Consider the following 15,235-nt stretch of genomic DNA (forward strand, 5'->3'; position numbering starts at 1 on the left):
TTTTTTTTGAATGAATTTAAATTTATGGCTATTATTAGCCAACGTTTTCAAGGGAGTTTAAAAGTTCATTTAAAGGTGTGATATATTGGTCAATTTCTTTTTTAGCAACGTTAAATTTGTATTTATAGTTTAATTCTCGTTCTTCTATAAAGCTATCGATTATCTTTTCTTGTGCACTTATACGCTCTCTAAATTTTTGCTCGTAAACTTTAGATTTCATTTGCGTATCAATTTCAAGGTTCTTTTTTTCACCGGATTGAGCGGATTTTAAATAATCTAATTGAGCAATAAGTTTTTTCTTATGCGTGCCCTTTTCCCAATAGGATGAAAACGCGGTAAAAACAGAAATTGCGATTCCAATAATGAAAGTTATTCCGCCCCATCTAAATCCGTTTACAATTAAAAGTGTTAAACCGCTTCTGCCGTCCTCGCCGGAACCAATAATAACTGACATGAAACCAACCACAATAAATATTAAAAACGATATTGCCGATGTAAATATCATTGAACTGTAAAATACTTTTATAGGATCAAACTTTGTTCCTTCATCAATATTTTTGATTTTTTCTTCAATGGCTTTCTGATGTTCCAAGGATGTTTCATCCAAAAGATTAAATGCTTCTTTTTCGGTAATTTTCACTTTTTTGAAAGCATCGTCTCTTTCATGTTTTATTAATTCCAATTGCCTTTTATTTTGTTCAATTTGCTTATCAAAAACAATAATATCATCTTTAATCTGATCGAAATAATGTGATTCGATTAAGTTTCTTATGTATTCAATTAAAGTGACTAATTTATCTCTGAATATTTGTTCAACTATTCTGATCAAACCGTTTCTTTTATTCTTATAATTAGCTAGAGCTTTTCTAAGAAATTCAATTTCTGAATATACTTCCTGATTAAAAAATTCTTTTATTCTCAAATTATCCAAGTTAATTAATTTGCCATAAGTAATATCCATGCTGTTTGAGTCGCTGGAAAATAATGACCTCAATAAAAAATCTATATCCGGAAGCATTTGGGCAAAACCCAACTCTGTAAATACGTTATAAAAGCAAGCGTTGTTATAGAAAAATGAAAACAATTTTAGGAAATTATAATTAATCGCGTATTGAAAACGCATTCTGTCAAACTCTAAAACGTTTTTAAGTCCGTCAAAAGCCGTATCAAAATCATCTAAGTATTTGCTGCACAACGCAATGTAGTAAAATGAATTTACTCCGTGAGAATTATAATCCAGAGCTTCATTAAACGTAATTCTTGCTTTTTTATAATTATATTCAAGCAAGTAAACAAAACCTTTGAAAACTTTTACGTAATAAAGTAAATTCTTCTTTAGAGAAGAATCCATATCGCAATTACTTACAATTGAAAATGCTTGATCATATAACTCAATTGCTCTATTGGGATTATAAGCGTTTTTATCAAATGTTAATATCACACCATAAATTATGAGATTGTAAAAACTTTGATACGAAATGTTTCTTTCAATTTGATTGCTAATACTGAACGCGTAATATTGTTTTTCTTTACTTGTCTTTAACGTTATCCATTGTGTATAATATTTTTTAATTTCCCTAAAATTCGCGACGTAATTAAACTTGCTGTTTTTGGTAGTTAAAATTTCTTCCATTTTTTTTATTAATGGAGATTCAGAAAGCCAGAAAAATGGAGCGGTATCCAATCTTAACAAATAATCTGAAATTTCATTCGGAAGGTTAATTGAATAAAATTTGGAAGTATTTTGAAAAAAATGATCAAAAGATATTTCATCATGCAAAAGATCCGAAAAATGTTCTCTTCCGTAATTTCGGAATTTTGCGATTTCAAGTTCTCTTGAAAGATTAACTTCATCTATATTTTCAAGTATATCCATTCGTTTAGCGAACATTCTTCATCCATGAAGTTATACAATTCCCTTATTAATTTAATTGTGAAAATCCTTTTCTCCGTATAATCGTATTTTGTGAGTATTTTTTTAATGTAAAATGATGATAAAAATTTGTAATTGTTGTTTTTTTACACAAAACATTATTAATTAGCAAATAACTATGTGGATTTTGATTATTGATAAGATTGGTATAAGTAAAAATTTACGTCAAAGATTTTCCAAAAAAAAATATATTTTCATAATGAGAATTCACAATATATTTATTATTAAAAGGAATTTGTATGGATTATAAAATTTCAATAAAAACCGGAAGCGTTAGTAATGCCGGAACCGACGCGGATGTAACAATTAAAATTTACGGAAGTTTATTTAATACACAAGATTTAACGCTGAACGAACATAAAAATAAAAATGTTTTTGAAAAAGATAATATCGATGCTTTTTTAATTGAATCTCAAAATATTGGCGAAATTGAAAAAATAGAAATTTGGCATAATAATAAGTGGCTTGGCGCCGATTGGTTTTTAGAATCTGTTACGATTGAAAATATTACGGATAATAAATCATATTTCTTTCAGGTTAAAAAATGGATTGAAGGAAATAAAAAATATGAATTTACTCCAATCGAAAATGTAAAATATGAAATAGAAATTGCTATTGGTACTTTGTCCGGTTCGGGAAGCAATTCAAATTTATATATTTCAATTATAGGTTCTAAAAGTCATACCTATTTCTTCAATGTAAAACCATATCTGCCAAATAAAGAATTTATAACTGGTCATTCCTATGTTTTTGAAACTCATAATGAAGATGTTGGACAAATTAATGAAATAAAACTAAAGTCCGATTCGGAAGGATTTAATTCAAATCTTTTTATAAACAGAATCAAAATTAAAAAAACGAGCGAAGATGAACCGCGAATTTTCCCCATTTTCCGCTGGCTTAAACCAAATAACGAATATTCTTTTTCTCCGAATAATGTGGAGTACTCATTTAAAATAAGCACCGGAAATGTATCGGCTGGCGGAACCGACGCTAATGTTTCCATGATATTATACGGAACAAACGGCAATTCCGATGAAATCAAATTAAATGATTACATAGCAAAAAATGCATTTGAAGCGGGACGATATGACTATTTTAAAATTTCATTAAGAGATTTAGGCGAGATAAATAAAATTAAAATTTGGCATGACGAACAATTTTTGGGAGACGGCTGGTATTTGAATAAAATTGAGATAAAAAATGAGAAATCCAGCTTGAAATTGGAATTTCCCTTTTACTCATGGTTAGATAAATCAGAAAATCCGCAAAGTATAAATGTTGAATTAACAACGTTACCGCTTATACCAAGACCATTTTACGCGATCGCGCATATGGTAAATACTCCGGCTTACGTAGAGGAAGCTTTGGATATGGGAAGCAACGCGATTGAGTTTGACATTACTCCTTCATTAGAAAAGGATGATAATTTTTCATTTACGGTTTTTCACGGATTTCGTCCCGATTTTGATCCCGACAAAGTAAATTTAATGGAGAGAAGTTTGGCAAAAACCGATCTGGCAATTTTCCTCAATAAACTAAGGGAATTTGAAAAACAATATCCAAAATTTTCACTTTGCATATTTGACTGTAAACTTGGCGGCGTTCCCAAAAGTAAATTAAATCAGTGCGGAATGCAGTTGGCTGAAGTTATTGAAAAAAGCTTTTGTAAAAACGATCCTAATAACAGAGTCAATTGCATTATGTCGGTTGGTAAGAAAAATTACACTGCTTTTTTTGATGGATTTTTTGAAACTCTTCCAAAAGAATTTAGACGGTATTTCGGCGCAGATCTAAGCGAAGAAAGTTTTCAAATAACTGAAAAAACATTTGAAAAAAGAAATGAAGGAAACTTTTGGTGGGGAAGCGGAATTGCTTCTCAAGCTCCTAAAGCTTTGAGAAATTATGTGCCTCAATTTTTAATTGCCGCTAAAAAAAGAACAATTCGGGGTATTATTAAAAAAATTTATTATTGGACTTTGGACGATCCTGATTCAATGGAAAAAATGCTGGTTACAAAATTAGACGGAATTATTGTTAATAATCCCCTGAAACTGCTTCGCGTATTGGAGAAGGAAGAGTTTAAGCATACGTATAAATTAGCCGAAAGAAACGATAATCCGTTTATTGTAATTTAGATATTCTCGAATTCAAATTATTTTGATACAACTGCTAATAATCAAAAAAATAGTTAACGAAAGAAAATATCAAATTGTAATACAGCTATAAAAAGTAGTAATTTATTTTTTGCGTTATTGATTTTACCCGGGCAATTTAATTATTCGTAAATATTTTTATTTATATCAAGGTTGAATTAAATTTTTATACTGCTAAATTTACCATCCTAATTTTCTAATTATTGAATAAAAATTTTCAAAAGGTATTTCATGAACATCCCACAAAATATTGCAAAAGTATTGAATATTAAACACAATCAAGTTGAAACCGTATTAAGTTTATTTTCCGAAGATGCGACTATTCCGTTTATCGCAAGATATCGTAAAGAAAAAACCGGCGGCTTAGATGAAGAACAATTACGCGAAATAGAAAATCTAAATAATTATTTAACTCTGCTTGAAGAAAGAAAATCGACTGTTATTAAAAGCATTGAAGAACAAGGAAAATTAACCGACGAATTAAAAGAGAAAATTTTGAACGCCGATAAATTGCAGGATGTTGAAGATCTTTATCTGCCATACAAACCAAAACGAAAAACAAGAGGAACTGTTGCAAAGGCAAAGGGATTGGAACCTTTGGCAAATTTTATTATTGATAATCCCAATTTTTCGGGTGATTTTAATAAAATTGCCGAACAATATCTAAATGATGAAAAAGAAGTGCTTACAATTGAAGATGCCGTTAACGGAGCGAAAGATATTATTGCCGAAATGATAAGCGAAAACGCCGAAGTAAGAAAATTGGTTAGAGAAAGTTTATTGAATTCCTCAAATGTCTGCTCAGCGAAAGTTAATAAAAAAGAAGAAAATACGAGCGGCAAAAAAACAGATGTATATGAAATTTATCATGAATTTAAGGCCGAAATTACAAGAATAAAGCCGTACCAGGTCTTGGCTTTAAATCGCGGTGAAAGTGAAGGATTCCTTAAAGTTTCATTTCAATTTGAAAAAGATGAGATTATTAAAAATATTTACCAATCTCACTTTAATTATAAAAAATCATTTTTTGAAGATTTATTAAACGAAACAACAACCGATTCTTTTAACAGATTGATACAGCCATCTATTGAAAGAGAAGTAAGGAATTATTTAACTGAAATTGCCGATGAGCATGCCGTAAAAATATTCGCATCAAATTTAAAACAGCTTTTGCTTCAGCCGCCGATAATGAATAAAATAATTATGGGAATTGATCCGGGATATGTTTCGGGTTCAAAAGTCGCGATAATTGATAAAACCGGAAAATACTTAGAAGGCGAAACCGTATATCCGCATCCTCCGCAAAATAAAAAAGATTCAGCGGTTCAAACAATTTTAAAATTCATAAAAAAATATAACGTAGAATTAATTGCAATAGGCAACGGAACTGCCAGCAGAGAAACAGAATTATTGGTTTCAACAATAATTAAAGATCATAAACTGAATTGTCATTACTTAATAGTTAATGAAGCCGGCGCGTCTGTATATTCGGCTTCACCAATCGCGAAGCAAGAATTTCCCGATTTGGAAGCGAGTCAAAGAGGAAATATTTCTATCGCTCGCAGAGTATTGGATCCGCTTGCCGAGCTTGTAAAAATTGATCCTAAATCTATTGGAGTTGGTTTATACCAGCACGATGTTGATCAAAAATTGTTAAATAAAAATTTGGATGATGTTGTAATAAGCTGCGTTAATTATGTTGGTGTTGATGTAAATACCGCCTCATCTTCTCTGTTAACTTACGTCTCCGGATTAAGTAAAAGGATAGCCAACAATATTGTAAAATACCGTGAAGAACACGGCAGATTTGAAAATCGAAATCAATTAAAAGAAGTAAGCGGAGTCGGTGATAAATTATTTGAGCAAGCCGCGGGATTTTTGAAAATAACTTCAGGAATAAATCCATTGGATTCGACATTTATTCATCCCGAATCATATGAAGCTACTGAGAAACTTTTAAAAATGTGCGAAATTTCTTCTACTCTAATAAATGAAAAAGGATTGCTTGTTAAACAATTTGTGGAAAAGCGCGGAGTAGAAAAAATCGCAAATCAGTTAAACGTTGGCGTGCCTACGCTCGAAGATATAATTCAGAATATTGTAAAACCGGGCAGAGATCCGCGCGAAGATATGCCTAAACCAATATTAAGAAGCGATGTTTTAAAAATTGAAGATTTGGAAATTGGAATGGCACTTAAAGGAACAGTAAGAAATGTTGTTGATTTTGGTGCTTTTGTGGATATTGGAGTTAAACAGGACGGATTGCTTCATATTTCCGAAATGGCAAATAAATTTGTTAAACATCCGATGGAAATTGTAAGTGTTGGTGATATTATAGATATAAAAATAAAATCTGTTGATGTACAGAAAAACCGAATTGCTTTAAGTATGAAATAATAAAGACATTTTGACCAAAGTTTATTATTTTATTTTAAATGTTTTTCCTATTTATTTGATAAAATGAAAATATATAATAAAGTTGAAAATATAATTCATCTAAAAGGTGCTGCATATTTTATCCTAATTGATCCGGATAAGCTTCCATTAGATAAAACAAAACCATTTGTTCAGCATTGTGAAAAAAGCGGGGTTGATGGTTTTTTGATTGGCGGAAGTTTAATGATTAACGGCAATTTGGATGAATCAATAATTGAAGTTAAAAAATATACAAATCTGCCCGTAATAATTTTTCCCGGAAGTGTAAATCAAGTTTCAAAATTTGCAGATGCAATTTTATTCTTATCTTTAATTAGTGGAAGAAATGCCGAACACTTAATTGGAAAGCACGTTCAAGCCGCGCCTTCAATAAAAAAACATAATATTGAAGCAATTTCAACGGGATATATTTTAATAGAATCCGGACAAACAACAACCGCAGAATACGTTAGTGGAAGCAAGCCAATCCCAAGAAACAAACCGGAAATTGCAACGGCAACCGCACTTGCCGGAGAATATTTAGGAATGAAATTAATTTATTTGGAAGGCGGTTCCGGCGCCGAAAAATCTGTCCCAAATGAAATGATAAAATTAGTTTCTTCGCAAGTTTCAATTCCGGTTATTGTCGGCGGCGGAATTAGAACTCCCGAAGAAGCGAGACAAAAAGTTGAAGCCGGAGCAAAAATTATTATTACCGGAAACTTTTTTGAAGATGAAAATAATTGGAAGCTGATTGGTGAATTTGCAAACGCAATACATAAAAATAATTCGATAGAAATTTAAACATGTTTTAAGAGATGCCATCTTTTTAGAAGATGGCATATTTTTTTGAATCAAATTTATTTAGTAAGAAAAAGTTTTATAACATTACTGTAACCGCTAGATTGAATTTTACAAAAATAAATAAAATTAGATATAAGATATAATTGTCAATCGCGTTTTTATTTACCCTTCCATACTATTGTTTTCTGTATTGATTGATCTAAATATAAACCAATTATTGTAGTCGAGGTTTTTGTCATAAATACCCCAGTATAGTGGAAATTATCATCATTTGGTATATCAATGCTTTGCCAATTACTGCCATTAAAGTGATATATCTCTCCAAAACTCCCTACAATAAGCATATTATTTTCATCCATTTCATAAAATCCTCTAAAATCCTTTTTATATTCAATCATATCCGTCCATTTACCAGTTTCTCTTTTCCAAAGTCCGAAACCCATCGTATAAAGATTATTATTTAATGACACAATCATTTTATTTGTACCAAATTTCTGAAACGTACTATTTTTATCGTATTTAAATGAATCAATAGTTCTCCAATTATTACCATCATTTTCAAAAAAATAATATGTGTATTTTAAACCATATTCCTCAGAAATATTTCCATATACATAAGTTTTACCATTCATACATCCGATTGAATAAAGACTATAATCCCCATCCTCTGGTATTTCAATTTTTACTGTATCAATTTCCCATTTATAATAAATATGGTTATAATGACCCACAATTCCATTACTTCCACAAATCCATACATCATACTTATCTTTTACATAAACTGAATATAAAAAAGATTTAATATTCGCTTCCAATCTGTATCTTTGCCATTTGATTCCGTCATACCTAATAATAAATGGATTATAAATTTTTTTTTCATAATTTTCTAATTGCCCTCCTACAACCCAAATATCTTTTTCTGATAAACCATGAACTGCATAATAAGAACCACCCTCTCCTAATAAATTAAATATATCCACTACTTTCCATTCTTTTCCGTCGAAATGCCACAAACCTCCTGGAGAACATGAAGAATGTCCACACATGTAAATATCATTTTCACTGGATTCACACTTTCGTGGGAATGACAAGAACTTATAATTTAATTTTTTAGAAGTTTCTATTAACTTATTTTACATTCTAAAGAAAAATATTTGGAAATTAGTTAACTTTGTAAAAATTATTAAAATAAGTTGGGAGAAAATAAATGACTGCAAACTTTGATATGATTCAAAAAGTTTACAATAATTTTGAAGCAAAAATTGATGCTGCAAGAAAAGTTTTGGGCAGACCAATGAGTTACGCAGAAAAAGTTTTATACGCTCATCTTTGGGAACCCGCAAATAAAGAATTTATTCGCGGAAAAGATTATGTTGATTTGGCTCCGGATAGAGTTGCGATGCAAGATGCAACGGCGCAAATGGCACTTTTGCAATTTATGCATTCTGGAAGAAAAAGCGTTGCGGTTCCATCAACTTCTCATTGCGATCATTTAATTCAAGCGCAAGTTGGAGCGGAAGCAGATTTAAACAGAGCTAAAAGTGAAAATGAGGAAGTTTACAATTTTATAGAAAGTATCTCAAAAAGATTTGGGGTTGGATTTTGGAAACCCGGCGCCGGAATTATTCATCAAGTAGTTTTGGAAAATTATGCTTTCCCGGGCGGAATGATGATTGGAACAGATTCTCACACTCCAAATGCCGGCGGATTGGGAATGATTGCAATCGGTGTTGGCGGCGCAGACGCGGTTGATGTTATGGCCGGAATGGCTTGGGAATTGAAATGGCCTAAGTTAATTGGAATTAAACTAACCGGAAAACTTTCGGGCTGGACTTCACCAAAAGATGTGATTTTAAAAGTTGCGGGAATTTTAACTGTAAAGGGTGGAACTGGCGCAATTGTAGAATATTTCGGCGAAGGAGCAAAATCAATTTCATGTACCGGAAAAGGAACAATATGCAATATGGGTGCGGAAATTGGAGCAACAACTTCTACATTTGCTTTCGATGAAAAAATGGCGGCATATTTAAAAGCTACAGGTCGTGAAGATGTTGCTGAATTAGCAACTCAGCATGCGCATTTGTTAAATGCTGATGATGGCGTTTATGAAAATCCGGAAAAATATTTTGATCAAATTATTGAAATTAATTTAAGCGAACTTGAACCTCATTTGAACGGACCTTATACTCCCGATAGAGCAATTCCAATTTCAAAAATGAAAGAAACCGCGAAAGAAAATGATTTTCCGGAAGAATTAAGCGTAGGATTAATAGGCAGCTGCACAAATTCAAGTTATGAAGATATTGACCGTGCGGCAAATATCGCAAAGCAAGCAATGTCAAAAGGATTGAAGGCAAAATCTCAATTCACAATTACTCCGGGATCTGAACAAGTTAGAGCAACTATTGAAAGAGACGGACAATTAAAAACTCTAACGGATTTTGGTGGAATTGTTCTTTCAAATGCTTGCGGTCCATGCATTGGAATGTGGCAAAGAATGGATAATCCCGAACAAAAAAGAAATAGTATTGTTACTTCATTCAATAGAAATTTTGCAAAGCGCCAAGACGGAAACCCGAATACCTTGGCATTTGTCGCTTCACCCGAAATTACAACCGCTTTAACAATTGCGGGAAAAATTACTTTTAATCCCGAAACAGATTTTTTGAAAAACGAAAATGGCGAAGAAATAAAACTAGATTCACCTTACGGCGATGAATTACCTAAAAATGGATTTAAGCCCGATTTGGAAGGCTTTATCGCTCCATCCGAAAAATATTTTGATACTGAAGTTATTATAAATCCCGAAAGTAAAAGATTGCAGTTCTTAGAAAGATTTACAGAGTGGGACGGAAATGATTTTATTGATTTGCCTCTTTTGTTAAAAGCAAAAGGCAAATGTACAACAGATCATATTTCTATGGCTGGTTCTTGGTTAAAATTCCGCGGACATTTAGATAATATTTCCGATAATTTATTTTTAGGCGCAATTAATGCTTTTACAGATAAAGCCGGCGAAGTGAAAAATGTTTTCACTCAGGAATATAAAAATGTAAGCAAAGTTGCCCGCGAATATAAAGCTCAAGGTTTGGGTTGGATTGTTGTCGGCGATGAAAATTACGGAGAAGGTTCTTCGCGCGAACACGCTGCAATGGAGCCCAGATTCTTAAATGGAAAAGCTATTATTGTTAGAAGTTTTGCGAGAATTCATGAAACAAATTTAAAGAAACAAGGAATGCTTCCGTTAACTTTTAATAATCCGGCTGATTATGATAAAGTAAAAGAAGATGATAAAATTAGTTTAGTTGGTGTAAAGGAATTAGCTCCGGGTTCTCAAATAAAAATGATTATGAAACACGCTGATGGAACAACAGACGAAGCAATGTTAAATCATACTTTTAATGCAAATCAAATTGAGTGGTTTAAAGCCGGAAGCGCATTAAATTTAATTGCGGCACAAAATAAATAATTAATCATAATTTTTATTTTAATTAAAATCCCAAATTCTATACAGAAATTGGGATTTTTAATTTTTTGCCAACATTAAATCCCTGTATGATTTTTTAATTTGATCTTCAAAATCCAATTTTAAAAATTTTACGACTTCATCAAATTCAATTTTTGCTTCCTGCTGAGAAATATTATTTACAACAGTTTCTAGCTCTAAAAAATTTCCCAAACAATTTACTTTATCCAAATGAATTCTTGTATTCTTGTAAATATACAATTCTCTAGTTTTTTCAACTATCGTTTCAATTTCGAAAAGATCGTCAAAATAATTTTCCACATTTTCTCCGGAAATATTTAACACAAAATAATTGCTCCATCTTTCTCCGTCTTTTTCATTACGTAAGTATTTTATCAATTCACAACCGTCATTATGTTTTCGCAATTTCAGCAAACCGTTTTTAACCTTATAATAAATATCCTTCTGTAAAATTTTTTTATTATGCATAATTTTTTTTCATTAAGAATTTTCAAAATTTTTTCGAACGATTCCAATTTAGTTTTTATTTCCAGATTTACTGCCATATTGTCCCCAAAATTTGCATGGATTTTTGATTTTCTATTGTATTATTATTGTATTGATTTTTCCAATTAATTATATATTTTAAAAAGTAAGCAATTTTGAGAAAACGATGAAAAAATATTTTTTGATTTTACTAATTATTCCATTTTTGACAAATTATTCGCAAAAAATCGGTCAGCTTAACGATGAAAAACCAAATATTGAATTTCCCGTCAACGCTGTGGGAATGGATTTAATGATTGGCGAAGGCGGTTTTGGTTTTGGCGGATTTTACAGATATAACTTAACCAACGTTTTAACGGTTTTTACTGATTTTTCGGTTTCCGAATCAAAAGATGAAAGAGAAATTGAACGCTATGATATTTTTGGGTATCCGCTACCAATATACGGTAAAAAAAACAGATTGTACCTTCTTCCTTTAAATTTTGGACTGCAGTACAGACTTTTTCCTAAATCTCTTACGGATAATTTGCGTCCTTACGTTTCAATTGCTTTTGGTCCCACAATGTTTATTACTTCGCCGGCGGAAAAGGAATTTTTCAAGTCGTTAGCCTATGCTCATGCAAAATATGGAATTGGCGGTTACGTTGGATTCGGCGCTAATTTCGGCACAAACGTAAATAATCTTACCGGTATTAATATTCGCTATTATATCAATCAATTATTTGGCGAAGGAATTGAACAATATTATGACAAATTCAAGAAAAATGTTCAACAGGTTTCCTTAACCATAAATATTGGGATAATGTATTAAAAACGCAATTCGTAAAAATTTAGGTACATATTCATCCGCATCTTATGATTTTAATCACAGCTCGTATCTTTTTATTCAATAAATTGGTGTATAGATCTTTAGGAAAGGAGACAAAATGGAAACCAATTTATTCGAAAGAAAAGAATTTTTAAGTCAACCGTGGATTTCACAAAATTCAACAAATATGTTCACAAAAACCGAAATAAATCAAAATACAATTGTTCATGTAAATTTACTTAGAGCAACGGCAAACGAATCGGAATTCTTTAAAGATTTTCTCAAAGTTTTTGAAAATAATTATGGAAATAAAGTAATATTCGATTTAAGCGTTTGTTCATTTATTGATTCTACATTTTTAAGCGCAATTATAGCATTCAATAAAACTTACAAATCAAAAGTAGATATTGTTGTTAAAGACATGAGGCAATTGACAATTTTCAAAATTACCAAGCTCGATAAGATATTTGATATTCATTCTGATATAGAAGCTGCAACAATTTCTTAAATCGCAAATACGGAATTTCTGCTGATAAGTTCATCGGCTAAATTTTTATAAGCTAATGAAGCTTTTGCTTCAGGATTGAAAATTAAAATTGGTTTATTATGAAATGTTGATTCGGAAACTTCAACATTTTTTGGAATTACGTAATGAAACAAATAGTTGGGAAATTCCTTCATTAAAACTTTTTTCGTGTAAAATCCAGCCCTTGTATGCGGCTCGTACATTGTCAATAAAATACCTTCAATTTTCAATTTGGAATTGTATTTGCTTTTTACCAATTCTATATGCCGCATAACTCTAACTACTTCATTTAGGGAATAACGCGCGGTTCTAACGGGAATAATAACTGAATCGGCAATCATTAAAATATTTGTTGTTGTTCCAATTAAAGATGGTGGACAATCAAAAATTATATAATTATAAGAATAAATTTCCGAATCCAATATATTTTTAAGAATTAATTCATCCGAAGTAATTTTAGAAAGTTTAACTTCCGAAGCATAATCAAGCTGCCGCATTGGAACAAAATCCAAATTATTCTCAAATGTTTTATGGATTACACTTTTAAATGCCTTGTTAAAAGTAAATACATCAAATAAATCACCGGTTATTTGCGATAACTTAATTCCTAAAGTAGGAGCACATTGTCCCGAAGGATCAAGATCAATTAATAACGTACGTTTCCCTTTTTGGGCGAATGCAACCGCCAAATTAACAGCGGTAGTGGTTTTTCCTTCACCGCCTTTAGGTGTCGTTATAGAAATTATTTTTCCCATATATCAAAAATTTATTTTCTAATTTAAAGAAAAATTTCAAGTAATTTAAAAAATAATATTTCTATTATTTATATAATCTAAATTCGATTATAATTGAAACTTTATTAGGGAATATTTTTATGAAACTGATTTTAACTTTAATTATTTTATTTGTAATTTTAATTGATTCAGGAATAGCTCAAATGAACAATGATCAAATCGTTTTCGAAAATTACTCTAAATATAAATCACCTTATTTTGATAAGAAAAATTTTTCACATCAAACATTGCGGTCTGCAATTGAAAAATTAAAATCAAACAAAAAGCTTAAAATCAAAATTGCCGGGAAATCAACGGAGGGTAAAAACATTTATTTAGTTTCCGTTGGAAAAGGAAAAACTAAAGTTTTGCTTTGGTCACAAATGCACGGCGATGAATCAACAGCAACAATGGCATTATTCGATATTTTTAATTTTTTCGGGGCGGATGATGATTTAAATAATATTCGAAAGCAAGTTTTAGATAATTTAACTGTTTATTTTATTCCTATGTTAAACCCGGACGGCGCTGAAAAATTTAAACGAAGAAACGCATTGGATATTGACATTAATAGAGACGCGCTTCGACTTCAATTTCCGGAATCGCAAATTTTGAAAACTGTTAGAGACAGCATTTGCCCAAAATTTGCATTTAATTTACATGATCAAAATACAAGATATTCTTCAGGAAGAAGCTATAATTCGGCTACACTTTCATTTCTTGCACCGGCATTTAATTATGAAAAAGACGTTAATGAAGTTAGAGCAAATACTATGAAACTGATTGTTTGTATAACGGAAACGCTAAATAAATTTATACCCGGACATATAGCAAAATATAACGATGATTTTGAACCTCGCGCGTTTGGTGATAATTTTGTAAAATGGGGAACGGGCTCAGTTTTAATTGAATCAGGCGGCTGGAAAAATGATCCGGAAAAACAATTCATTAGGAAATTAAATTATATTTCAATATTAAGCGGCTTGTTTTCAATTGCTGATAAAAATTTTGAAAATGCCGATATAGAAAAATATCACCTAATCCCTTTTAACGACAAATTACTTTTCGATGTTTTGCTTAAAAATCTTACGGTTGCTAACAATGGGAATAATTATTTGATTGATGTAGGCATTAATAACGAAGAGCAGTTTGATAAATCAAGATCAGGTTTTTATAAAAGTTCAATTGAAGATTGGGGCGACCTTTCTATTTTCCATGGATATGAGGAATTGAATCTTTCCGGTTTCGAAATCAAAAGTTCTCAAGTATTTTCCTCGGCAGATCAGGATTTAGAAAAGCTTAATTTTACTGAATTGATTAAAAACGGTGTGGGTTTTATAAAAGTCAACAGCCTACCCAAGAATTTAGATATTACAAAATTGCCTTTAAATATTTTTATTGATGAAAAAAATATCGACCTTAAACCGGGTTATTTAAAAAATGCGACTTTCACCATTTGGAAAGACGGAAAATTATCTTTTAACGTTATAAACGGGTTTGTTTACAATTTAGAGAGCGGAATTAAAACTTTAGGGAACGGAATAATTTTCGATTAATATTATTTGAAAAAACTAATTTTCTACTTATTTTAAGGTTCACATTTTTTTAAACTTAAAAAAATACCAAAAACGAAGGCAGGTGAATTTACTTGGTTGGAATTAATATTTCGGAAAACGAAAACATCGATAGAGCATTAAAGAGATTTAAGAAAAAATATGAAAGATCCGGTGTGTTAAAAGAATTCAAAAAAAGAACTTTCTTTACAAAGCCTTCGATTGAAAAAAGAATGGAAAGAATTAAAGCAAAAAGACGCGCTTACAAAGAGAACTTGAAGAATCAAGCTTAAA

At 31.0% G+C, this 15,235-nt stretch carries 12 protein-coding genes; 8 read left to right on the forward strand and 4 right to left on the reverse strand.

Annotation, left to right across the window (positions count from 1 at the left end; genetic code table 11):
- Positions 1 to 34 precede the first annotated feature (34 nt).
- Positions 35 to 1,891 carry a hypothetical protein gene (locus IPK06_11595; GenBank protein MBK7980614.1) on the reverse strand — a complete coding sequence of 619 codons (1,857 nt, stop codon included), beginning with the start codon at positions 1,889 to 1,891 and terminating at the stop codon, positions 35 to 37.
- 281 nt (positions 1,892 to 2,172) lie between these two features.
- On the opposite strand from IPK06_11595, the gene IPK06_11600 reads away from it, so the two are divergent.
- The 3 genes from IPK06_11600 (at position 2,173) to IPK06_11610 (ending at position 7,308) form a co-directional block, all read left to right on the forward strand.
- Positions 2,173 to 4,071, forward strand: a complete 1,899-nt coding sequence (locus IPK06_11600) for a hypothetical protein (GenBank protein ID MBK7980615.1) — start codon at positions 2,173 to 2,175, stop codon at positions 4,069 to 4,071.
- 249 nt (positions 4,072 to 4,320) lie between these two features.
- On the forward strand, positions 4,321 to 6,486 hold the full coding sequence (locus tag IPK06_11605; GenBank protein ID MBK7980616.1) for an RNA-binding transcriptional accessory protein: 2,166 nt from the start codon (positions 4,321 to 4,323) through the stop codon (positions 6,484 to 6,486).
- 63 nt (positions 6,487 to 6,549) lie between these two features.
- The gene (locus IPK06_11610; protein ID MBK7980617.1) at positions 6,550 to 7,308 is read left to right on the forward strand and encodes a geranylgeranylglyceryl/heptaprenylglyceryl phosphate synthase; all 759 of its coding nucleotides are present in this window, start codon (positions 6,550 to 6,552) and stop codon (positions 7,306 to 7,308) included.
- 158 nt (positions 7,309 to 7,466) lie between these two features.
- On the opposite strand, the gene IPK06_11615 is transcribed toward IPK06_11610, so the two are convergent.
- Positions 7,467 to 8,354: a hypothetical protein gene (locus IPK06_11615; protein ID MBK7980618.1), complete on the reverse strand. Its 888-nt coding sequence runs from the start codon at positions 8,352 to 8,354 to the stop codon at positions 7,467 to 7,469.
- A 161-nt stretch (positions 8,355 to 8,515) separates the two neighbouring features.
- Here IPK06_11615 and IPK06_11620 point away from each other — a divergent pair, with 161 nt between their 5' ends.
- The gene (locus tag IPK06_11620; protein ID MBK7980619.1) at positions 8,516 to 10,777 is read left to right on the forward strand and encodes an aconitate hydratase; all 2,262 of its coding nucleotides are present in this window, start codon (positions 8,516 to 8,518) and stop codon (positions 10,775 to 10,777) included.
- Between the two features lie 57 nt (positions 10,778 to 10,834).
- Here the strand turns inward: IPK06_11620 and IPK06_11625 are convergent, their stop codons facing one another.
- Complete coding sequence (locus IPK06_11625) at positions 10,835 to 11,263, reverse strand: class IV adenylate cyclase (protein MBK7980620.1); 429 nt, start codon at positions 11,261 to 11,263, stop codon at positions 10,835 to 10,837.
- A gap of 184 nt (positions 11,264 to 11,447) precedes the next feature.
- Here IPK06_11625 and IPK06_11630 point away from each other — a divergent pair, with 184 nt between their 5' ends.
- On the forward strand, positions 11,448 to 12,092 hold the full coding sequence (locus IPK06_11630) for a hypothetical protein (GenBank protein MBK7980621.1): 645 nt from the start codon (positions 11,448 to 11,450) through the stop codon (positions 12,090 to 12,092).
- Positions 12,093 to 12,207: 115 nt separating this feature from the next.
- Entirely contained in the window at positions 12,208 to 12,597 is a 390-nt protein-coding gene (locus tag IPK06_11635) for an STAS domain-containing protein (GenBank protein MBK7980622.1), read from the forward strand.
- Here the strand turns inward: IPK06_11635 and IPK06_11640 are convergent.
- A complete protein-coding gene (locus IPK06_11640) occupies positions 12,594 to 13,370 on the reverse strand; it encodes a ParA family protein (protein MBK7980623.1) in 777 nt (258 codons plus the stop codon). The genes IPK06_11635 and IPK06_11640 overlap by 4 nt on opposite strands.
- Before the next feature lie 119 nt (positions 13,371 to 13,489).
- Here IPK06_11640 and IPK06_11645 point away from each other — a divergent pair, with 119 nt between their 5' ends.
- Complete coding sequence (locus IPK06_11645) at positions 13,490 to 14,944, forward strand: peptidase M14 (protein MBK7980624.1); 1,455 nt, start codon at positions 13,490 to 13,492, stop codon at positions 14,942 to 14,944.
- Positions 14,945 to 15,036: 92 nt separating this feature from the next.
- Positions 15,037 to 15,234, forward strand: coding sequence for a 30S ribosomal protein S21 (gene rpsU, locus IPK06_11650; protein MBK7980625.1), 198 nt, complete (start codon positions 15,037 to 15,039; stop codon positions 15,232 to 15,234).
- Position 15,235: the final 1 nt, after the last annotated feature.

The organism is Ignavibacteriota bacterium (assembly GCA_016713565.1).
GTDB lineage: Bacteria > Bacteroidota > Ignavibacteria > Ignavibacteriales > Melioribacteraceae.